Origin of the sequence: Sphaerisporangium rubeum (assembly GCF_014207705.1) — a bacterium.
GTDB classification, from domain to species: Bacteria; Actinomycetota; Actinomycetes; order Streptosporangiales; family Streptosporangiaceae; genus Sphaerisporangium; species Sphaerisporangium rubeum.
This window is the reverse complement of the sequence record NZ_JACHIU010000001.1, coordinates 2,808,144-2,829,187: the sequence shown is the minus strand read 5'-3', so window position 1 is coordinate 2,829,187 and position 21,044 is coordinate 2,808,144. Positions and strand designations below refer to the sequence as shown.

16 protein-coding genes are annotated in these 21,044 nt (G+C 67.6%); 7 read left to right on the top strand and 9 right to left on the bottom strand.

Annotated elements, in window-relative coordinates; genetic code table 11:
• Nucleotides 1-106: 106 nt before the first annotated feature.
• Nucleotides 107-1,642, top strand: coding sequence for an aldehyde dehydrogenase family protein (locus BJ992_RS12070; RefSeq protein ID WP_184980463.1), 1,536 nt, complete (start codon nt 107-109; stop codon nt 1,640-1,642).
• Between the two features lie 70 nt (nt 1,643-1,712).
• Here BJ992_RS12070 and BJ992_RS12065 read toward each other — a convergent pair whose 3' ends face one another.
• Nucleotides 1,713-4,742 carry an AAA family ATPase gene (locus BJ992_RS12065; RefSeq protein ID WP_184980462.1) on the bottom strand — a complete coding sequence of 1,010 codons (3,030 nt, stop codon included), beginning with the start codon at nt 4,740-4,742 and terminating at the stop codon, nt 1,713-1,715.
• Nucleotides 4,743-4,775: 33 nt separating this feature from the next.
• Nucleotides 4,776-5,483 (bottom strand): hypothetical protein, encoded by a 708-nt coding sequence (locus BJ992_RS12060; protein WP_184980461.1) that lies wholly within the window; start codon nt 5,481-5,483, stop codon nt 4,776-4,778.
• 544 nt (nt 5,484-6,027) lie between these two features.
• On the opposite strand from BJ992_RS12060, the gene BJ992_RS12055 reads away from it, so the two are divergent.
• Nucleotides 6,028-6,999 (top strand): pirin family protein, encoded by a 972-nt coding sequence (locus tag BJ992_RS12055; protein ID WP_184980459.1) that lies wholly within the window; start codon nt 6,028-6,030, stop codon nt 6,997-6,999.
• A 427-nt stretch (nt 7,000-7,426) separates the two neighbouring features.
• Nucleotides 7,427-10,315, top strand: coding sequence for a glycosyl hydrolase family 95 catalytic domain-containing protein (locus BJ992_RS12050; protein ID WP_184980457.1), 2,889 nt, complete (start codon nt 7,427-7,429; stop codon nt 10,313-10,315).
• 137 nt (nt 10,316-10,452) lie between these two features.
• On the opposite strand, the gene BJ992_RS12045 is transcribed toward BJ992_RS12050, so the two are convergent.
• A complete protein-coding gene (locus BJ992_RS12045; RefSeq protein WP_184980456.1) occupies nt 10,453-10,845 on the bottom strand; it encodes an ATP-binding protein in 393 nt (130 codons plus the stop codon).
• Between the two features lie 297 nt (nt 10,846-11,142).
• Between BJ992_RS12045 and BJ992_RS12040 the strand changes: the two genes are divergently transcribed.
• Genes BJ992_RS12040 through BJ992_RS12030 form a run of 3 tightly spaced genes read left to right on the top strand, consistent with a single transcriptional unit; the run spans nt 11,143 to nt 12,832 of the window.
• Entirely contained in the window at nt 11,143-11,826 is a 684-nt protein-coding gene (locus tag BJ992_RS12040; RefSeq protein ID WP_246497193.1) for a DUF5753 domain-containing protein, read from the top strand.
• The gene (locus BJ992_RS12035; RefSeq protein WP_184980452.1) at nt 11,816-12,016 is read left to right on the top strand and encodes a DUF397 domain-containing protein; all 201 of its coding nucleotides are present in this window, start codon (nt 11,816-11,818) and stop codon (nt 12,014-12,016) included. Before BJ992_RS12040 ends, BJ992_RS12035 begins: the two co-directional genes overlap by 11 nt.
• Before the next feature lie 60 nt (nt 12,017-12,076).
• Nucleotides 12,077-12,832 carry an SDR family NAD(P)-dependent oxidoreductase gene (locus BJ992_RS12030; protein WP_184980450.1) on the top strand — a complete coding sequence of 252 codons (756 nt, stop codon included), beginning with the start codon at nt 12,077-12,079 and terminating at the stop codon, nt 12,830-12,832.
• Nucleotides 12,833-13,131: 299 nt separating this feature from the next.
• Here BJ992_RS12030 and BJ992_RS12025 read toward each other — a convergent pair whose 3' ends face one another.
• From BJ992_RS12025 to BJ992_RS33720, 3 genes are all read right to left on the bottom strand, one after another.
• Nucleotides 13,132-14,289: a WD40 repeat domain-containing protein gene (locus tag BJ992_RS12025; protein WP_184980448.1), complete on the bottom strand. Its 1,158-nt coding sequence runs from the start codon at nt 14,287-14,289 to the stop codon at nt 13,132-13,134.
• Nucleotides 14,202-14,993, bottom strand: coding sequence for a hypothetical protein (locus BJ992_RS12020; RefSeq protein WP_184980446.1), 792 nt, complete (start codon nt 14,991-14,993; stop codon nt 14,202-14,204). The genes BJ992_RS12025 and BJ992_RS12020 overlap by 88 nt, the downstream gene beginning before the upstream one ends.
• A gap of 611 nt (nt 14,994-15,604) precedes the next feature.
• Entirely contained in the window at nt 15,605-15,733 is a 129-nt protein-coding gene (locus BJ992_RS33720) for a hypothetical protein (protein WP_281390342.1), read from the bottom strand.
• Nucleotides 15,734-16,064: 331 nt separating this feature from the next.
• Here BJ992_RS33720 and BJ992_RS12015 point away from each other — a divergent pair, with 331 nt between their 5' ends.
• Nucleotides 16,065-18,440, top strand: coding sequence for a hypothetical protein (locus BJ992_RS12015; RefSeq protein ID WP_184980444.1), 2,376 nt, complete (start codon nt 16,065-16,067; stop codon nt 18,438-18,440).
• Here BJ992_RS12015 and rfbB read toward each other — a convergent pair.
• From rfbB to BJ992_RS12000, 3 genes are read right to left on the bottom strand one after another with little or no spacing between them, the layout of a single operon-like run.
• Nucleotides 18,430-19,398, bottom strand: coding sequence for a dTDP-glucose 4,6-dehydratase (gene rfbB / locus BJ992_RS12010; RefSeq protein ID WP_184980442.1), 969 nt, complete (start codon nt 19,396-19,398; stop codon nt 18,430-18,432). The two genes, BJ992_RS12015 and rfbB, sit on opposite strands and share 11 nt — an antisense overlap.
• On the bottom strand, nt 19,395-20,462 hold the full coding sequence (locus BJ992_RS12005; RefSeq protein WP_184980440.1) for a glucose-1-phosphate thymidylyltransferase: 1,068 nt from the start codon (nt 20,460-20,462) through the stop codon (nt 19,395-19,397). The genes rfbB and BJ992_RS12005 overlap by 4 nt, the downstream gene beginning before the upstream one ends.
• The gene (locus BJ992_RS12000; protein WP_184980438.1) at nt 20,459-20,968 is read right to left on the bottom strand and encodes a GtrA family protein; all 510 of its coding nucleotides are present in this window, start codon (nt 20,966-20,968) and stop codon (nt 20,459-20,461) included. The genes BJ992_RS12005 and BJ992_RS12000 overlap by 4 nt, the downstream gene beginning before the upstream one ends.
• Between the last annotated feature and the right edge of the window lie 76 nt (nt 20,969-21,044).

The window sequence follows — 21,044 nt, the reverse complement described above, 5'->3', positions numbered from 1 at the left end:
TCCCCTGCCGCCGCGAAAGGGACAGGTTCAGGGGCAGGCGGTTGTGGTATCGGCACAGTGCGGGGACAGGCGGGGACAGGGCGATTCGAGGAGGGCGACGTTGAGCATGCGGATCGTTTCCGTCGTCGGCGGCAAGGCCGCCGAGGACACCAGTGCCGCGGCCTACGACTCGGTCAATCCGGCGCGGACCGCGGACATCGTGGCGAAGGTGCGACTCGCGGACGGCGCGACGTTCGCGTGGGCCTGCAGCGTGGCGTCGGCGGCGCAACGCGAATGGGAGAAAGTGCCGGCGCCGGTGCGCGGCCGGGTGATCGCGTCCATGGGACGGCTGGTGGAGGCCAACGCCGAGGAGCTGGCACGCCTGGTCACCGACGAGATCGGCAAGCCGTACGCCGAGGCGCTCGGCGAGGTGCGTGAGATCGTCGACACCTGCGACTTCTTCCTCGGCGAGGGACGCAGGCTGTACGGCCAGACGGTGCCGTCGGAGATGCCGGACAAGAGCCTCTTCACGTTCCGCGTGCCGGTCGGGGTCGCCGCAGTGATCACGGCGGGGAACTTCCCGGTGGCGGTGCCGAGCTGGTACATCGTCCCGGCCCTGTTGTGCGGCAACGCGGTGGTGTGGAAGCCCGCCGAGTACGCCGCCGCGTCGGCGCACGCGCTGTACCGGCTGTTCGCGGCGGCGGGCCTGCCGGACGGCGTGCTGAACATCGTGTTCGCCGACGGCCCGGCCACCTCCACCGGCCTTGAGGCGGCGCTCGAGGAGGGCACGGTGCAGAAGGTCGGGTTCACCGGATCCACCGCCGTGGGCCGCGTCATCGGTGAGCTGTGCGGACGTCACCTGCAATCGCCGTGCCTGGAGCTCGGCGGCAAGAACCCCATGGTCGTCATGCCGGACGCCGACCTGGACCTCGCCGTGGAAGGCGCCTTGTTCTCCGGTTTCGGCACCGCGGGCCAGCGCTGCACGTCGCTCGGCACCGTGATCGTGCACGAGTCGGCGCACGACGCGTTCGTGGAGCGGTACGTGCGCGCGGTCGCGGCGGCGAAGGTCGGCGACCCGCGCGGCGACGTGCTGTACGGCCCGATGCTGGACCACCGGTTCGCCGAGCGCTTCGAGGAGTACCTCGGGTGGCTCCAGCCGCACCACACCGTCGTGACCGGCGCGACCGGCCGCATCACCACAGGCAACCCGCGTGGGGACTTCGACGGCGCGGGTGGCCTGTTCTACCACCCGGTCGTGGTGGACGGCGTGCGGCCCGGGGACCGGCTGTTCATGGAGGAGACGTTCGGCCCGATCGTCGGCGTCACGACGTTCGGCGGGCTCGACGAGGCGATCGCGCTGGCCAACCGGCCGGGGTACGGCCTGTCGTCCTCGATCTACACCACCGACCCCAAGGCGGCCTTCCGGTTCCGCGCCGGGGTCGGCGCCGGCATGGTCAGCGTGAACAACTCGACCTCAGGCGCCGAGGCGCACCTGCCGTTCGGCGGCAACGGCAGATCCGGCAACGGCAGCCGCCAGTCCGGCATGTGGGTGCTCGACCAGTTCACGCGCTGGCAGGCGATGAACTGGGACTACTCGGGCCGCCTGCAGAAGGCGCAGATGGACGTCGCCGAGATCGTGCCTGACCTGGAGTTCCGTCTCTGACCTCCGCCGGTTCCGCCGGGGAAGGCCGCGAGAGCCGCCGCCTGGTCTCCCAGGCGGCGGCCTCGCAGGGTCACGACCCGCTCTGGCCGCTCTGGCCGTTCTGTCCGTTCTGTCCGTTGCGGCCGTCGTACCCGAGCAGGCGCATCGCCGTCTCCGGGTCCATGGCCGCGGCGAGCAGCTGCGCACGTTCGACGGCCCGGTCCCGCGACGCCTCGGCCCGCGCGCGTCCCGCCTGGTGGTTGCGCACGACGATGACCGCGATGGCGCACGCCACGATCACCAGCACCACCACGACGACGAACGCGACGACCCCGCCGACCGGCGCGACGTTCGCCGCGCCGCCGTCGGCCCCGCCGCCGAACACGGCGAGCCCGAGCACCACGAACAGCATCAGCGCCGCGATGGCCGCGAGCGCCAGCAGCACAGGCCGCGTCGACCGCCGGGGCTCCGGCGGCGGCGGTTGCGGTACCGCCGCCGGGGGGGCCTCTCGCGGCTTGTCCAAGCTCCACGGGATGAACTCCGGCGAACCACCGCCGTTGGCGTGCGGCGCGGCCACCCCGCCGTTGCCGGCAGGCGGGCCGATCAGCGGCGGCGCGGCGAACGGGTCAGGCGCCGCCGTCAGGCCGGACGTGGTCAGGCCGGGTGGCGCGGTCATGCCAGGTGGCGCGGTCAGGTCGGGTGGCGTGGCGGACGCCGACACCACCTGGCCCGCGATCACCGGTACGGCCGCCGGCGCGATCGCCGGCCGGGGCAGCGGCGTGGTGACGTGGCTGTGCGTGCGGTGCGCCTCGGCGGCCACCGTGTGGTACGCCTCCAGCGCGTCGCAGAAGTCGTCGTCACCGTAGACCGTGCCGTCCACCAGGGGGCCCCGCGTGCACTCGATCACCGCGATGACGTCGTCACCGGACAGTGTCTTGTGCTGCTCCAGCGCGTGCGCGACGGCGAGCACCTCGCGCCGGTTGGCCCGCAGCAGTTCCTCGGTCTTGCTCAACAGCCGCGCCAGGTTGTACTCGATGCGTTCGGCCAGCATGTCCGGCACGTTCTTGTCCCGTGCCGACCCCGGCTCCTGCGTGTAGCCGATGCCGCCGCCGGTCCCCGGCTGCGGCGCCGCCTTGCCGTCCCTGATGCCGAGCTGCTGCAGCGCCGGCAGCGCGGCGATGCCGACCCCCATGCCCCAGTACGCCTCCATCAGCCCGGTGACCATGGTGGCGCTCTCCAGGTCACCCGACACGCCGGAGGAGTTGTCGTCGCCGAAGAACATGCGCTCCCCGGCCAGCGACGCGAGCGACACGATGATGTCGCTCTCGTACTCGCTGCGCCACCGGGTGAACTGGTCCTCGGGTTTGATGCTGGACACCATGCCGAGGTAGTCGGCGCCTTTCTCGATGGTGGCGAGGTCGATCTCCAGGTGCTGCCGGGTGCGGTACGCCGCCACGGCGTGGCACGCCTCGTGCACGGCGACCGCGTGCCGTTCACGCTCGATGTACTCGACGTCCTCCGGCGGGCCGAGTTGCTTGAGCCGTTTGGCCGTCATCACGTCGTGCCAGGTGATGACGTCACGGCCGCCGCGGATCGCGGTGATCAGCGACTCGTTCACCAGGTCCTTGATGGTGGCGCCGGTGGCGTACGGCGTGATGGTGGCGAGCTTGTCGATCTGCTCGGCGGTCAGGTCGTGCCGCACCTTGCCGAAGTACCCGTGGTAGGTGCGCACCCGGCCGGCCTTCGAGGGGTAGCCGACCTTGTAGATGCGGTCGATGCGGCCGGGCCGCAGCAGCGCCTCGTCCAGGGAGTTCGGCATGTTGGTCGCCATCATGACGAGGATGCGGTACTTCGGCGGGGGCTTCGGCCGCATGCCGAGCAACCGCCGTACGTACCGGTTGAGCAGGCCGCGCGGCTTCTTCAGGCCGGACAGCTCGGTGAGCAGCGCCTGCAACGTCCCCTGGTCGCCGCCGCCGCCACCTCCCATCGGCATCCCCATGAAGCGTTCGCTCTGCCGCGGCGGCGCCTCGGCCGGCGCGGTGAGGGACCGGCGGGTCAGCAGGGACCGCGTGTCGCCGGACAGGTAGCCGAAGCCGTGGCAGGCGTGGTCGGCGCCGAACCCGATCCGGCCGCCGGGTGGGCCCTGCTGCGCGAGCGCGCCGCGCCGTCCGAGCGAGTCGGCCTCGTCGAAGAAGACGATCACGCCGCCGTACCGCAGCGCGAGCTTGCGCAGCTTGCGGAACAGCGACTTGACCTTGAGGATGCCGATCCCCATGAACATGTTGATGAACGCGCCGGGGTCCACGAACACGTACGGCTTGCCGGTCTCCCCCGCGACGGCCTCGGCCATCAGGGTCTTGCCGGTGCCGGGTGGCCCCCACAGCAGCAGGCCGCTCGGCACGTAGCCGCCTTTGGCCTCGATCTCGTCGGGCTTCTCCAGGAAGACGATGTTCTCCTTGACCCGCTCGACCACGTGGTCCTGGCCCCACACGTCGGTGAACCGGGTCTTGATGTCGTCGGGGAAGTACGTCTCCACGCCGCCTCTGGACATGAACCAGAACAGGCCGACGAACTGGAAGATGACGAAGAAGAACGCGAAAGCGAGCTGGAGCCCGTACGGCAGCACCTGCCACACCAGCGCCGGGGCCTGGAACAGCGCGAGCAGCGGGGACGTGCCGAGGATCTGGCCGAGGACCAGGGCCAGCAGCGCGATCCAGAACAGCCACTTCAGCGCGCGTGCGATGCGGAAGCGGTTCCAGTCGCTGAACCGGCGTTTGCTCCAGCGGTCGAACCCGCCGAACACGCTTTTCGTCCAGAACCGGTGGTAGCCGGGGGATTTCTCGCTGACGCGGAAGTGGACCTGTCGAAGCGCCTCGACGACGAACAGCACGAGGACGATGCGTCCCGCGCCTTCGGTGGCGGCCACCTGTGCGGCGTCGGTGAACGGCATGATGCCTTCGAAGCTCGCCATCTGGTGCCACACCAGGACGAGGAACGCCACGCCGAGGCCGATGAGGAACTTCAGCCGGTCCCACATCGGCATGGTGACCCGGCCGGTGGCGACCGGGCCGGAGTCAGGTGCCCGCAGACCGGCGGGCTCGGGTGCGGGGGTTTGTGTCATCGGGACTCCTCACGGTCACCAGGCCGGCCGGCGTCACCCGGGTAGCCGCTTGACCTTGAATGACTGCGCGATGCCGCTGATCGCCGCCGCCTCCGAGCGGTAGCAGGCGGCCGAGCAGCGGATCAGCAGTACCGACACGCGCGTGCCGTCGGCGGCGAGGTAGGCGGTCTCGTCGAATGTCTGCACAGGGCCGCCCTGCACCTTGTAGTTGAAGACGACGTGTACGCCGCGTACGCCGTCCGTCGGGGGGAGCACCTCGTCGCTGAGGAGTTCGAAATCCTTGAAGGGATAGCCGGGGGTCTTCTCCATCTGCTCGCGCAGCTCGTCGGTGACCACCACCGGTAACCCGGCGGCGTTGCGCAGCGCGTCCAGCGAGACCGCGTCGCGCTGCTTCTCGGTCAGGTTGGTCACCATGGCGAAGACGAACGGCTTGTCGGAGCCGCCGGCGGCGTCGAACAGGTGGTCCGCCGACGGAATGGTGTGCCCGTCGTAGCCCACGGTCCAGGACAGCTTCTTGCGCACCTGCGCCGTGGCGGAATCCAGGTCGCCGAAAACCTTGCGGTCCAGCGCTTTCTGGTCGACCTGCCGCCAGGTCGCGGGCACGCGGAAGTAGCTCTGCCCGTCGCCACCCATCACGTACGTGAAGCCCGGCCCACCACAACCGGCCGAGCTCACCATCACCACCGTCACTGCGGCGATCACCATAACGATCAGCCGTGACCCCACCCGCGTCCGTTCCACAGGGGCCTTACCTCCGCTTTGCGGGCCATCATGGTTGTTGTGCCCCCTATAAGGGGCTCTCTCCCTGAGCACAACCGGAAAAATCTTGACCAAATCTTGGCGAAAAATTAGCTCGACTTGTGACACACAGAGTGTCGTGACCGCCGGCGACCCTGGCGCCGGCCGCGACAACCCACGTGCCGTACCTGTGGCGACCCGCCGGACGGCGCGTCCCACGTCTCACACCTTGGGTCACGACCGGCGGCGACCCTGGCGCCGGACGTGACAGCTCTTCGCCGTACATGCGGCGACCCGCCGCACCTCTCGCGGCCCGTGACCTGCGACGACTCCGGCACCGGCCATCCGGGAATAGTTGAATACTAAACTACTGTTGTGCGGCGTGTGAGGAGCTCGACCGCAACGCCTCACACCGCCTACCAGGAGGTTCGCATACCGGCCACCGCCACCGACACCCTTACTCCGCCGAAACCGCCCCAGTCGCCAGAACACCCCGCCACCTGACACCAGCCGACCCGCGAACCTTCCCTCCAAGGAGAGCCGAACCATGCCTGCCGTCACCGTCGAGAACACCCTGACCCTGCCGCGCGTCGCCGCACCCGCCGACGCCGTGTCCCGTCCCGTGCTCGGCGTCAGGACCGCGCCGACCGGCTTCGAAGGCGAGGGCTTCCCCGTGCGCCGCGCCTTCGCGGGGATCCACTACCGCCACCTGGACCCGTTCATCATGATGGACCAGATGGGTGAGGTGGACTACCAGCCCGGCGAGCCGAAGGGCACCCCCTGGCACCCGCACCGCGGCTTCGAGACCGTCACCTACATCATCGACGGCATCTTCGACCACCAGGACTCCAACGGCGGCGGCGGCACCATCACCAACGGCGACACCCAGTGGATGACCGCCGGGTCCGGCCTGCTCCACATCGAGGCCCCGCCGGAGTCCCTCGTCATGTCCGGCGGCCTCTTCCACGGCCTCCAGCTGTGGGTGAACCTCCCCGCCAAGGACAAGATGATGGCCCCGCGCTACCAGGACATCCGCGGCGGCCAGGTGCAGCTGCTCACCTCCTCCGACGGCGGCGCGCTGCTGCGCGTCATCGCCGGCGAACTCGACGGCCACGAGGGCCCCGGCATCACCCACACCCCCATCACCATGATCCACGCCACCCTGGCCCCCGGCGCCGAGGTCACCCTCCCCTGGCGCGAGGACTTCAACGGCCTCGCCTACGTCCTGTCCGGCCACGGCACCGCCGGCGCCGAACGCCGCCCCGTCCACCTCGGCCAGACCGCCGTCTTCGGCGCGGGTTCCTCCCTCACCGTCCGCGCCGACGAGAAGCAGGACTCCAACTCCCCGTCCCTGGAGGTCGTCCTCCTCGGCGGACAGCCCATCCGCGAGCCGATGGCCCACTACGGCCCGTTCGTCATGAACACCAAGGCAGAACTCCAGCAGGCCTTCGAGGACTTCCAGAAGGGCCTCCTCGGCACCGTCCCGGCCGTGCACGGGATGTCCGAGCGGGGGCTGTAGGAGACTCACCGGCCATACGCGGTTCGAGCCCGGTCCGGACAAGGACCGGGCTCGCCGGCGTTCACCGGCCGGCGCCGCCGGACGATGGAACGGGTCCCCACTGAGGGGGGACGGCAGCACCTCCACCATGACGACCATAGGTGGGATGACTCGGCTGCCACAGCGCGCGCCACGGCGTACGGCGGCCGTGACCCCGCGAGGCGCGCACGTCCCGATGACCGCAGGGGGAATCGCCACTCGGCTGATGAAAATTTCACGACCAGCCAGCGGGTTTACCGACAGATCCGGAACCCGGAGCCGGAGCTCGCGACCTCGCGGTCCGCTCCCTTGACGGTAGACATCACACATCATATGTTTCGGCGAACATCGGATGCCTTCTCGCGCAGGCGACCATCGACCGGCACCTCCCTCGCCATCAGGAGTCTCGATGAACACGCCGATCAATCGTCGACACTTCATCGCCGGCACCTTGGCCACCGCAGGCGCCGCCGCGTTACCCGCCACGATCTTCGCCGGTCCGGCGGACGCCGCGGTGCCGCCGCAGTTCACACTGCCGCAACGCGGCATCCACGACACGACGGCGGCCGGGAACTGGACCGACGCCTTCCTGACCGGCAACGGCGAGTACGGGGCCATGCTCTACGGCGCACCCACCCTGGAGAAGGTGATCTTCACCCATCACCGGTTCGTCCTGCCGAACGGCACCCGCGACGTGACTCCCCCGGTGCTGTCGGGCCGGCTCGCGGGGGTCAGGGACAAGGCGCTCGCCGGTGACTTCAACGGTGCCACCGGGGACTTCACCTCCGGCTGGTCGCTGCGCTGGACCCAGACCTTCCATCCGGGCTACGAGCTGCAGATCGGCACCCCGGGGATGACGGGGGTCGGCGACTACGCCAGGATCACCGACTTCAGGACCGGTGAGGTCACCTCGACGTGGACCGACGGTTCCGGTACGTGGACGCGCCGCGCCTTCGTGTCCCGGGCCGACCGGGTGATCGTCCACGAGCTGACCCCCGCGCCGGGCCGGACGATCGACGCCACGCTGAGCGTCAACACCGCGCTCAGCGGCGTGCCGGGGTCCGTCGGCTTCACCACCTTGGCCACGGTGAGCAACGGTGACGGATACCTGAACCTGCGGGGCCGGTACCCGTCCGGACAGGGTGCGTTCGGCTACGAAGGCGTCACCCGGGTGGTCGTGTCCGGCGGTTCGGTACGGGTGAGCGGGTCGTCGATCGTCGTGTCGGCGGCGGCCAAAGTCCTGCTGCTGACCAAGCTCGACCGCTACGAGTCGTCCACCGCGTGGGACGCGCGACCGCTGCACACGGCGCTCGCCGCGCTCGGCACGGACTACGCGGCATCGCTCACCCGGCACACCCCCCTGCACACCGCGCTGTACGACCGTTCCCGCCTCGACCTGAGCGTCGGCGCCGCCGACCGTCAGTTGCCGACCAGCGAACTGATCGCACGGCAGAACGCCAACCGCAACGTCATCGACCTCGCGTTGCTGGAGCGCATGTACGACTCCGGCCGCTACCTCTTCCTCAGTTCCAGCGGCGTCCTGCCGCCGCGCCTGACCGGCCTGTGGACGGGTGCCTGGGACGCGGCGTGGGCCGGCGACTTCACCACCGACGCCAACGTCAACTTCCAGGTCGCCGGGGGCAACATCCTGTCCCTCACCGAGGCCATGGACGGCTACTTCACCCTGATCCTCGGCCAGCTCAACGACTGGCGCACCAACGCGAGGAATCTCTACGGCACGCGCGGCCTGCTCGCTCCGTCCCGCACCGACGGCGAGTACGGCAAGATGCTGCACTTCGACGGCGGGTTCCCCGGCCACACCTGGGTCGGCGGCGCCGACTGGCTGCTCTATCCGCTGCTGGAGTACTACCAGGTCACCGGCGACACCACGTTCTACCGCACCAAGCTCGCCCCGGTCCTCATCGAACTCGCGCTGTTCTACGAGGACTTCCTCACACGCACCGACGCGAGCGGCAAGGTCGTCTTCGTGCCCTGCTTCTCCATGGAGAACAGCCCCGGCAACACCGGCAGGCACCTGTCCATCAACGCGTCCGGCGAGATCGCCGCAGGCAAACACGCGCTGCAGGCCGCGATAGAGGCCGCGAACTTCCTCGGCACCGAGCAGGGCTCAGGCCAAGGCGTGCAGCGCTGGACCGCCTTGCTGGCCAAGATGCCGGACTACCGGATCAACGGCGACGGCGCGCTCGCGGAATGGTCGTGGCCCAGCCTGACCGACCGGTACAACCACCGCCACGTCCAGCACATGTACCCGGTCTGGCCGCTGCACGAGATCAACCCCGAGGACAAACCGGACCTGGTCCGCTACGCGAGCCGTGCTCTGGACCTGCGAGGAGACGAGTCAGGCGAGGCGCACGGCGCCATCCACCGCGCTCTGGCCCGGGCCCGGCTCAAGGACGGCGCCGGCGTGTACGGCAACCTGCGCAAGATCCTCGGCAACAACATGGTCTACCGGTCGCTGATGACCTCGCACAACCCGAACCTGTCCATCTACAACGCCGACGCCGCCAACTCGCTCCCCGCGATCCTCGCCGAGGCCCTGATCTACACCAGGCCCGGCGTCCTGGAACTGCTTCCCGCGCTCCCCGACCAGCTCGCCAAGGGCACCATCACCGGCGTGCGCGGCCGTAACCGCATCCGGATCGATGCGCTCACCTGGGACCTCGCGGCCCGCACCGTCACCGCCACCGTGATCTCCGACCTCACCCAGACCGTGACGCTCATCTGCCGCCGCGGCATCGCCTCCATCACCACCGGCGCGGCCGTCACCACCTCGCCGCTCGGCGGCCACGCACGGCAGCTGTCCCTCACCGCCGGCACGACGACCCAGATCACCGTAGAGCTGAACGCCGGCACCCCGTCCACCGGCATCGTCCGCCTGGTCAACCGCAGAAGCGGCAAGGTCCTGGACGTCTACGGCGGCTCCACCGCCGAAGGCGCCGCCGCCGTCCAGTGGCCCTGGACCGGCGGCACGAACCAGCAGTGGCGGATGCTCCAGAACTCCGACGGCACGTTCCGCCTGTCCAGCGTCAACAGCGGCAAGGTCCTCACCAGACCGAACACCAACCAGGGCACCGCACTCGTCCAGTCCACCGACACCAACGCCACGAACCAGCGGTGGCGCCTGGTCGCCGCGACCACCGGCTACTCCCGCCTCGTCAACGCCGGCAACACCCTGTGCGCGGACGTCGAAGGCGGCTCCACCGCCGACGGCGCGCGCATCATCCAGTGGCCCGCCAACGGCGGCACCAACCAGGAATGGCAGATCGTCACCATGTGACACCGGCCCCCAGGCGGCCGTCAGCTCACCGAGCGTCCGACGGCGACGACGACCTGTCTCCTCGGGGTCGTGGACGACCGCGTCGAGGGGACGCATTCCTGCCTGCGGGGTAGGACGGCCTTCTCATTCATTGCGATTCAGGCTTTGTACGCCACCTGAAACCACACGACGCGGCCCGCTGAATCCTCGTGAGTTCCCCATTCCCTGGACAACTGCTGTACGAGAAAGAGCCCTCTCCCGTTTTCCGCGAGCATGTCATCGGATACCGGCCCAAAAGCCTCGCCTCCGTCATCGACGACATCCACGTGGATCATGTCGTGACAGTCCGCCATGGCCACCGTGACCCGTCCACCGTCCCGTGACCTGGAGTGCACCACCGAGTTAGTCACCAACTCCGACACCAGCAGCGTCACATCGTCCACCGCCGGGTGCTCTTCTCCCAGCCGGCACCTCACGAACTCACGCGCGGTTCTGACCGCTTCAGGCGAACCAGAAAGCTCGATTACCCCTAATAGGTTACCTGTGCACATTAAGGGACACCCTCCCTCCTTGAGCGCTCAGTTCACCTCACCAGATTGGCCGTACTTCGCTATCATCGAAAGCGTTTACCTCTCACGCCTTTACCACAATCGACGTGAGGATAAAGGTAATGTCAGCAATAGTCCGATAACGAAAGGAAAGGCGGCCATTTGTCCCCCAGCGAGCTCGACCCCCGCGAGTCTCCGCGCGCGCTCTTCGCCTACTAGCTCAAGCGACATCGGAGCATCGCCGGCCTGACTCAGCACGGACTGGGTCACCGCATCGGCTATTCAGGTTCCTTGGTCGCCATGGTGGAATCCCTCAGACGTCCTCCTACCGAGGCGTTCGCCCGTCTCTGCGACGTGGCCATGAGCCTGGACGGCACGATGACGCGGCTCTATCACGCGACCACGTGGCACAAGGCCCCCGAGCACTTCAGGCTGTGGCTCGCGGAGGAACAGGACGCCACCGGACTGCGGAGCTGGGAACCCGTCATCGTCCCCGGCCTTCTCCAGACCGAGGCCTACGCGCGCGAGATGATCTCGAAGACGCCGAACATCACCGCGGAGCAGATCGAGCAACGACTCGTAGCTCGCATGCAGCGGCAATCGATCCTGCGCCGGGACAGTCCGCCTACGTTGAACTTCGTCATGGACGAGGCCGTCCTCCACCGGAAGGCCGGGGAGCCGGAAATGATGCAGGAGCAACTGAGTCACCTGCTGGAAGTAGCCCAGCAGCCGACAGTAACGCTCCAAGTCGTTCCCTATGAGACCGGGCTCCACTGCGGTCTCGCAGGAGGCTTCATCATCGCCGAGCGGAACGGGTCCCCCTATGTCGCCTTCACTGAGGGCCAACCCCACGGACGTACCACAGCGGACAACACCGAAATCGCTCGGCTGATGCTTCGGCATGACTCGATCAGAGCCGAGGCCTTACCGTTCAGACATTCGATCCGGCTGATCCAGGAAGCGGTGAACGCTCATGGTGCATGACCTTCATGGCGCGCGGTGGCGCAAGAGCAGCCAGAGCGCTGACGACAACTGTGTCGAAGTCGCATCGAATCTGCCTGGCATCTTCGCCGTCCGAGACAGCAAGAACCCTGTCGGCCTCGCGGTGGTCGTTCCCCGCTCCGAGTGGTCGGCGTTCCTGAACGCTGTCCGATCAAGGCCCTTGTCCGGCTGAGTCCGACGTGCCGCGTCGTGGTGGTGCGGGAAGAGGCATGCGGGCCGCTAGTCTGCCCGCATGCCTACCGCACTGATCACCGGAGCCACCGCGGGTATCGGGGCCGCGTTCGCTCGTAAGCTCGCCGCCGACGGCCTCACGCCGGTCCTCGTGGCCAGGGACGCCGCGCGGCTGAAGGAGTCCGCCGCCGGGTTGCGGAGGCGGTACGGCGTCGAGCCGGAGGTGCTGGCGGCCGATCTCACCACGGAGGACGGCCTCGCGGCGGTCGAGGAGCGCCTGCACGCCGGGGTGGACCTGCTGGTGAACAATGCCGGGTTCGGACACGAGAGCCGATACGAAGCGCTGGACGTGCCGGTGGCCGACGAGGTGCGGATGCTGCGGCTGCACTGCGAGGCCGTGCTGCGCCTCACCATGGCGGCACTGCCGTCCATCCGAGCCCGCGGCAGGGGTGGGGTGATCAACGTGGCGTCCGTGGCGGCGTTCTTCCCCGGCGGCACCTACAGCGCGTCCAAGGCCTGGGTGGTGAACTACAGCCAGTCCATGGCGCTGAGCATCCCCGAACCCCGGGTCCGCGTGATGGCCCTGTGCCCCGGATTCGTCCGCACGGAGTTCCACCAGCGCGCGTCCATCGACATCTCCGGCATTCCGTCCTGGCTCTGGCTCGACGCCGACCGCGTGGTCGCGACCGCCATGCGCGACTTCGCACGGGGTGCGCTGGTGAGCATCCCGGACCCCCGGTACAAGGCCATCGCGACGGTGGCCAGGTTCCTGTCCCCGGGAATGGTGCGGCGGGGCCGTGGCCGCGTAGGACGCTGAGCCCAAATAAGACTGGACCACTGGACGGTTGGTTCATCGATCGGCGGATTCCTCGTAGACCCTCCGCAGCAGCACAAGCACCTCGTCACCGAGCGTATTCATCCTGCTTCGCGTAGCTCGAAGGGGCGAGGATGGCTTCCGGCTTGCCCCGCCCCTTGCACGGCACCAGGACACGCTCACCTGCGCCGACATACGCCTTATCGGCCAGGGCGATCATGCGGTCGACGTCTGACGCGAAACGGCGTGACACCATAGCCCAGCAGGAGGATCCATAGGCTTGGCCTGCGATCAGTGATCGACTACATGCTGCTCACCCAATAGCCGACGGAACTTTCCGCACCCCTCTCCAGGAGCAAGTGGTGGTCATCGATGAAGTCCACCAGAAAGAATCCTTTTGGAAACGATCCACGTTCGATCACAGTATTCCTGTTGACATCCCACAAAACAAATCGACCTGAAGACGCGGCCGCGAGAACGCGCCGCCCGACCCGATCCACTGAAATATAGAAGTAGTCCTCATGGTCGGCGGAAAGTGTTTTGTCGGCGACTGTCTCCCCTGTGTTCACATCGATCACTATCAGGTGACCCGACCTTGATTTGAATATAGCGTGATCTGTCGACGGGTCCAGTACCTCTTCGAGTGAATCACATCCACAGAGGCCCATCGTGATCCCAGTTCTCCCCGGACGCGCTACTTGAACACCTTCGCTGGCGAGCATGACTATGTCACCGTTTGATTTGAAAGCAATGCTCGACGCCGCCGAGGAACCGCCCTCCAAGGGCGGGAACGTCAGCGTCCACAACACCCGCGAAGTGACCACGTCATAAACTGTGACGTCGAAGGCTCCTACAGCCACCTTTCCGGCCCCCTCATCTAGACCTATAACATCTGCTTCGGAGGGATCAAGGACCTGTATCACGGTTACAGCATGTCCCGGTCGATACACGGCCACTTGAGCGGTGGTCCAGTCATTGAAAAGGGCAGCGATCGACTTGCCGTCGCTTGAAATCGCTATGTCGCGCACCGGGAGGGACAGCCCTGCCACCTGCCTGAATCTTCGCATTCGCGCTTCAGACATGCTCGCAAGATAGACTTTCCCGGAATACGTGCCGATCGCCAACTCGCCGCCGGGGGTCGGACGGACCACCGTGACCTTCTCGCCGTGGACCGAGGAAAAGAGTTTCGCCGGATGTCCTATCTTGACGGACCGCGACCGGGAGGCCGGTATGGGTCGTGCCGTGACGACCGCCAGGCCACCTCTATTATCTTGATGGAGACGCAACCATACGACAGAACCTGAACTGATCAGTGCTGTTATTCCTAGGAGTGCTATCAGAGCCCCGAGTGAACCTTTTCGTTTCCTGTTCCTCATGAGGCGGCCTCGCTCAGCGAGTGCTTGCCGCCGACGAACTTCCACTTTCCGTTCGGCGACATCCAGGCGTTCTTGTAGTTCCATGTCCACGTCCTCTTGGTACCAGGCGTGGTTGCGAAAGGCTTTCCGTCGTCATCTACCCGGACAGTCGATTTTTTGTCCCCGGCCACCAGATCAATCTCTAAGCACCACAGATAATGACCCTTAGCAGCCGTAGCCGTTACGATAAACGTTTCGACCTCTCCACTTGCCACTTTGAAGCCAAAAGGCTTCTTACCGGCATATTTAACGCTCGGATCGGGCTGATCCAAATCGATGGTGAGGAATCGATACTCGACAGGCCCTGCCGTCGGGCACAGCGCTGTGAGGCCGTTCACAGGCGCGGATCGCTTAAGGACGATCACTCTTATGTTCGAGATGAGGGTCTCTCCAGCAGCTCGCCCCTGCACAGCGATCTGTATCCGCGAGGCATCAGCATCGATCGCGTTCTTGGCCAAGCCCCATTCATGGAATTTGGCACATCCCTCTCCCGGAGAGTCGTTCAGTTTCCTGACCGAGGGAATGATCAAGCTTTGTGCGGAATCCGAGAAGGCGCCGATTCGCATCGGGTCGGTTTCTACCGACACCCTTACCGGGTCGGCATCTGTCGACGACCTCTCAATGCCAGTCGCAAGATAGGTCACGATCCACGAGATGATTGCCGTCAACACCGTAGCCAGCAACACCCCCGACGGAGCAAGGAGTTTGCGCCATCCTTTTTTCGCATTTTCGGCTGTTTCTACTGACAATGACTGTCCTAAAATACTTGATCATCCGATCCTTGGAGAGCTATTGTCCACCTCCTCCACGCCGCCGGGAAGCAGGTTCGCGGAATCAGTGAATGTGATCTGGCTGTCGTCGTCCGAAAACCGACTTATCACAAGATTTCATCCAGTACGGGCGACAAGGAAAGGAAGTTCGCTATTTTCTTGAACACCAGGAAGATGTATAAATCGCGACAAGTCATGACTGTGGTGTGAATGCCTCTACTGACCCCCACGGCTGAGCCCGGAAGAGTCGGACGACGACCCGCGCGCCGGTGACCGGACGCAGGCGGACCGCACAATCAGAGAGGCACGACCCCCGCCGTACTGCGCGTGGGCTAGTCAGGGATCGCTTGATGAAAAGTAGTGACGGTGGCTCTGGCCTTATCGAGTACCGCGAGCAACGGCTCTGCTTCCTTGGCAGTACCGGAGCCGGTGCGATGCGTCTTCCTGCCGATTCGGATGCTCATCTCCACGTCCACCGCGCCTGGCGTGTAGTTGGCGTCGACACGATCGACATCGTCGGCCGAGTAGGTGCTGACACTGCCGTTCGACCTCCGTACAGTGAACTCAGGAGGGGAAATGGACGGCCGGAATCAGATCTCGACGATGCTACGGCGGCCGCGCCAAATGCTGACCATCCCGAGTACGGCGGCGAGCAAGCTGACGCAGGCGGCGATCATGAGCATGCCCCGCGCCGGCTCGGCTACGAGAGCGGTTGACATCGTCAGCCAGACCGGGAAGCGGACTGTCCTAAAGGATGGCGATTACACGCGAGCCGATATGCCACCTCCGACGACGGCGGTAACGATGCGTGCCGCACCGATCAACCCGCTTTTCCGCGCATTACGCGACAGCGGCCGTCCACGAAATTCGTCCCTGAACCGAAACGCCGGCGCATCTGCCGGGTGGCCGTCTCTGACCTCCACCGCGGCCGAGCCCGCGCGGGTTGCCGGGGCGGCGGCGTGGTCTTCGGCCGGGTAAGAACCGGCAACGACATCCCCGCGCCGGGGCGTCCGGCCCTGCTCCGGCGTTTCGGCTGGTCAGACTACGCGCATGTCCACAACCTCACGCCTGGACGACTCCACGCCGCCGCGGCAGAACGCGTCCGATCTCGCAGGGACCTCCGCCGTCGCCGACCGGGACGGCACCGGCCGCCGGGGACGGTGGTTCTGGAGGTCGGGATGGCCGGCCGGAATCGCGGTGGTCCTCCTGGTGGCGGGGGTACTGCACCGGTTCGGTGTTCCGGTCGCGCAACTGGTCGTGTTCGCCGTCTACCTGGTCGTCTGCCTCGCCGTCCCCGGCGTGCTGCTGCTCCGTGCGCTGTACGGCGGTGTGCGGACCGTGGTGGAGGAGGCCGCGTTCGGCCTGGCGCTGGGGTACGTCATCGAGGTGTTCGCCTACATCGGCGCACGGGCCGCCGGACGGCCGCTGCTCGTCCTGCTCTGGCCCGCCGCGACGTATGCCGCGTTCCTGGCGGTTCCCCGGCTGCGCGCGCACTGGAGGAGAAGTGCCGGACGGCCGCCGGTCCCGGCCTGGTGGCCGTGGTTCCTCGCGCTGATGGTGACCTATGTGGTCGCGTGGGGCTCGGCGACGTTCTTCCGGGCCAACGCGCTCGCCTGGCCGGCGACCGGGACGGCCCACCTGGACATGCCGTTCAACCTGGCCCTGATCGCCGAACTGCGGCATCACGTGCCGCCGTCGACGCCGTGGGTGGCCGGTGAGGGGCTGTTCTACCACTGGTTCGTGTTCGCGCATTTCGCCGCGTCGAGCTGGATCACCGGGATCGAGCCGCTCGTCCTGCTGTTCCGCCTCACCGTGCTGCCGATGCTGGCCGCGTTCATCGTGCTCGTCGGGATGCTCGCGAGCCGCGTCACCGGCTCCCGGCCGGCCGGGGCGCTGGCCGTCGCGGGGACGCTGCTCGTGGCGATGCCGAGTCTCTACCTCAACGCCAACGGGCTGTTCTCCTGGACCGGCGTCGTGCACGACCCCTGGATGCACCCCACCCAGACGTTCGGCGGGCTGCTGTTCGTCCCCGTCGTGGTGCTGCTCATGGACCTGCTGGAGGACCGTGCGCACGGAGCCGGACGGTGGGTGCTCCTGGTGCTCTTCGTGGTGGCGGTGATGGGGGCCAAGGCGACCTATGTGCCGTTGCTCGTCGCCGGGCTCGCCGTGGTCGCGACTGTGGAGTTCGTCCGGCGCCGCTGCATGCCGTGGCGCACCCTGGCCGTGCTGGGGCTCGGCCTAAGCTGCATGGCCTTCGCGCAGTTCGTCCTGTTCGGTGGCGCGCGGCAGGGAGTGTCCGTCGCTCCGCTGTCGCTGTTCCGCCTCACCTGGGGAGAACTGACGGGCCTCGGCTCGCAGGCCTCGCCTCCTCCGGGGTCACTGCTCGGCATCACCCTGGTGTACCTGCTGTGCTGGGTGGTGACCTGGTGCGGCGTCCTCGGGCTGATCGCCAGGCCGCGGCTGCTGACGCGCGTGCCTGTGCTGCTCATGCTGACCATGGCGGCCGCCGGGGCCGGCGTGCTGTTCCTGTTCGGCAGCGTCGGCCCGCCGAACCAGGGCTACTTCCTCCAGGCCGCCTACCCGTACCTGGCGACGCTCACCGCCTACGGACTCCTGACGATCGCAAGAGCGGGACGGGTGCGGTTCGCGGCGATGGCCGAGGCGGCCGCCGCAGGCGTGCTCGTCGCCTACCTGATCCGCGCGGTCTGCGCCGTCCAGGTACCCCTGTCCCCCGGCCGGACGGACGGGGTCCTGTTCCTGCCGTTCGCCGTCCTCGCCGTCCTGGTGGCCCTGGTGGCCGCGCTCGTCCTGGTCACGCGGGGGCGGGCCCGGGCCTGGGCCCTGCTGATCGCCGCGGTGGCGGGGGCCGGCGCTCCGTCGGCGTGGCAGGCCCGGCTCACCCTCCTGGCCCGCGGCTCCACCAACGGCGTCCACACCGAGTACCACCCGCGGCCCGACCAGGTGCCGCGCGGCCTGCTGGACGCCGGACGGTGGTTGCGCGCGCACTCCGCACCCGGCGACCTGGTCGCCACGAACGCGCACTGCCGCTGGGGGGCCGAGAGCCCCTGTGCCAGCCACCATTTCTGGGTGTCGGCGCTGACCGAGCGCCGGGTCCTGGTGGAGGCGTGGGGGTTCACCCCGACCAACATGGACCGCGCGCGACCCGGAGAACACCCCGAATACCGGCCGTTCTGGGATCAGCGGCTGTTCCGGCTGAACGAGAAGGTGTTCCTGGCGCCGACGGCCGCCGCGGTCGAGGAGCTACGGGACCGGTACGGCGTCCGCTGGCTGTTCGCCGATGAGCGCCACCCGGTCTCGGCGTCGCTCGGACGGTTCGCCGAGCTGCGCCTGCGGGACGGCGACTACGCGGTCTACCGCCTCCGCGACGCACCGGCGCACAGGCTCAGCGGCACCGTCACTTCCTGAGCGGACGCCACCAGGACTCGTTGTCGCGGTACCAGCGCACGACCTCGGCCAGCCCCTGGTCGAAGTCCACCCGCGGCCGGTATCCGATGGCCCGGGCCTTGCGGCCGTCGAGTGCGTAACGGCGGTCGTGACCGGGCCGGTCGGGGACCGTCTCCACCCTGTCCCATCCCGCGCCGACCGCCGCGAGCAGCCGTCCGGTGAGTTCGCGGTTGGTGAGCTCGACGCCGCCGCCGATGTGGTAGACCTCGCCGGGTGAGCCCTTGTCCAGCACGAGCTGGATGCCCCGGCAGTGGTCGTCGACGTGCAGCCACTCGCGCACGTTCAGCCCGTCCCCGTACAGCGGGACGGCGCCGCCGTCGAGCAGGGTGGTGACGAACAGGGGGATCAGCTTCTCGGGGTACTGGAAGGGGCCGTAGTTGTTGCAGCACCGGGTGACCCGCACGTCGAGGCCGTAGGTGCGGTGGTAGGCCCGGCACAGCAGGTCGGCGCCGGCCTTGGCCGCCGAGTACGGCGAGTTCGGCAGCAGTGGCTCGTCCTCGGTCCAGTGGCCTTCGTCGATCGAGCCGTACACCTCGTCCGTCGAGACCTGGAGGAACGTGCGGACGCCGGCGCGGAGCGCGGCCTGCAGCAGCGTCTGCGTGCCGAGCACGTTGGTCGTCACGAACCCGGCCGCGCCGGTGATGGAGCGGTCGACATGCGTCTCGGCCGCGAAGTTGACCACCAGGTCGTGCCCGGCCATCACGTCGTCCACCAGGTCCGTGTCGGTGATGTCGCCGCGCACGAACGTGTGGCGCGGGTGGCCGGCCACCGCGGCCAGGTTGGCGAGGTTCCCCGCGTAGGTGAGGCTGTCCAGGACGGTGACCTGGGTGTCCTCGTGACCGGGATGGCGGCCGGCGAGGAGCGAGCGGACGTAGTGGGAGCCGATGAAGCCGGCGCCACCGGTGACGAGGATCTTCATGACCTCACCTGAATCCTGCTGTGGTCGCCGATCATCAGTTCGTGGGTGTTCGACACACCGGCCGCGCGGCTGACCTCGACGTTGCGGCCGATGAGCGAGTGCGCGATGCGCGAGACCCCGTCGACGCAGGAGCCGTCAAGCACGATGGAGTACTCGATCTCGGCGTTCTGCACGACACACCTGCGGCCGATCGAGGTGAAGGGCCCGACGTAGGATGAGATGATCTTGGCGTCGGCGCCGACCACGATCGGCCCCCGGAGCACGGAGTTCTCCACCACCGCACCCGGTGCCACGACGACGCGTCCGGTCAGCTCGCTGAGGCCGTCCACCGTGCCCGCGATGTCACGCTCGACCTGCTCCAGGACGATGCGGTTGCATTCCAGGATGTCCTGCAGCCGGCCGGTGTCCTTCCAGTAGCCGCCGACCAGGTGCGAGTCGACCCGGAAGCCGTTGTCGATCAGCCACTGGATCGCGTCGGTGATCTCCAGTTCGCCGCGCACCGATGGCGTGATGGCGCGCACCGCGTCGTGGACGACCGGGGAGAACGTGTAGACCCCGACGATGGCGTAATCGCTGCGCGGATGCTCCGGCTTCTCCTGCAGGCCGCGGATCTCCCCGCCGGGCCCGAGCTCCGCGACGCCGTAGAACTGCGGCTCGGCGACCTTGGTCAGCAGGATCCGCGCATCGCAGTCGCCTTCGCGGAAGGCGTCGACCAGGCCGGATATCCCGCCGACCAGGAAATTGTCCCCCAGGTACATCACGAACGGATCGTCGCCGAGGAACTCCCGGGAGATCAGGACGCAGTGCGCGAGACCCAGCGGAGCCTGTTGAGGGATGTAGGTCACCCGCAGGCCGAAGCGCGAGCCGTCGCCGACGGCGGCCCTGACCTCGGCGGCGGTGTCGCCGACGACGATGCCGACCGTGGTGATCCCGGCGTCGCGCAGCGCCTCGAGGCCGTAGAAGAGCACCGGTTTGTTGGCGACGGGGACCAGTTGTTTCGCCGAGGTGTGGGTGAGCGGCCGCAGCCGCGTTCCCTTTCCTCCCGCCAGGACGAGTGCCTTCATCGCGTGTCGATCCTTCCGCCGGTGTGCGGGACGTCCCCGGTCCGTCGCACGGCACGGCGACGAAAAGCCCACATTCGATAGACCACGTAGTTCACCGGCACGCTCACCGCGATGAGGAACGCCTGGGCGAGCAGGACCGGAAGGCCCGCCAGCTCGACCAGCACGGGCAGGCCGGCGAGGGAGGTCACCAGGCCGGTGAGCCCCACGGCGTAGAACCGTAGGTAGCCGACCGGCCAGGAGTCCACGGCGCCGCGGAACACCACGAGCCGGTACCACGGATATACGAGCACCACGGTAACGAAATTGCTCGCCACGACCATGTACAGATAGGGAACCCGGTGGCGAAAAGTGAGTAATCCGACGGCAAGGAAGACGTAGTACACCGCGGCCGTGAGCGCGCCACCCGCCAGATATGTGATGAGGTGACCGCCGAAAGCCCGGATGACGTCGCGCCTGCTACGGCGGGATTCCGCTCCGAAATTTGGTGGAGTTTCCGTTTCGACCATACGGATCCCCCGAGCCGCGCGGTCAGACAATCAGATCGAGATGATTCTAGAGGGCCGACGACGAACCACGTCGCAC

Coding starts and splice junctions, on each gene's coding strand:
- BJ992_RS12025 (WP_184980448.1), bottom strand. CDS start 14,289: ATGGAACTACAAGAACGCCTGGATGTCGCCGAACGGAAAGTGGAAGTT.
- BJ992_RS12050 (WP_184980457.1), top strand. CDS start 7,427: ATGAACACGCCGATCAATCGTCGACACTTCATCGCCGGCACCTTGGCC.
- BJ992_RS12035 (WP_184980452.1), top strand. CDS start 11,816: ATGGTGCATGACCTTCATGGCGCGCGGTGGCGCAAGAGCAGCCAGAGC.
- rfbB (WP_184980442.1), bottom strand. CDS start 19,398: ATGAAGATCCTCGTCACCGGTGGCGCCGGCTTCATCGGCTCCCACTAC.
- BJ992_RS12005 (WP_184980440.1), bottom strand. CDS start 20,462: ATGAAGGCACTCGTCCTGGCGGGAGGAAAGGGAACGCGGCTGCGGCCG.
- BJ992_RS33720 (WP_281390342.1), bottom strand. CDS start 15,733: ATGTCAACCGCTCTCGTAGCCGAGCCGGCGCGGGGCATGCTCATGATC.
- BJ992_RS12070 (WP_184980463.1), top strand. CDS start 107: ATGCGGATCGTTTCCGTCGTCGGCGGCAAGGCCGCCGAGGACACCAGT.
- BJ992_RS12015 (WP_184980444.1), top strand. CDS start 16,065: ATGTCCACAACCTCACGCCTGGACGACTCCACGCCGCCGCGGCAGAAC.
- BJ992_RS12055 (WP_184980459.1), top strand. CDS start 6,028: ATGCCTGCCGTCACCGTCGAGAACACCCTGACCCTGCCGCGCGTCGCC.
- BJ992_RS12040 (WP_246497193.1), top strand. CDS start 11,143: ATGGTGGAATCCCTCAGACGTCCTCCTACCGAGGCGTTCGCCCGTCTC.
- BJ992_RS12000 (WP_184980438.1), bottom strand. CDS start 20,968: ATGGTCGAAACGGAAACTCCACCAAATTTCGGAGCGGAATCCCGCCGT.
- BJ992_RS12045 (WP_184980456.1), bottom strand. CDS start 10,845: ATGTGCACAGGTAACCTATTAGGGGTAATCGAGCTTTCTGGTTCGCCT.
- BJ992_RS12065 (WP_184980462.1), bottom strand. CDS start 4,742: ATGACACAAACCCCCGCACCCGAGCCCGCCGGTCTGCGGGCACCTGAC.
- BJ992_RS12030 (WP_184980450.1), top strand. CDS start 12,077: ATGCCTACCGCACTGATCACCGGAGCCACCGCGGGTATCGGGGCCGCG.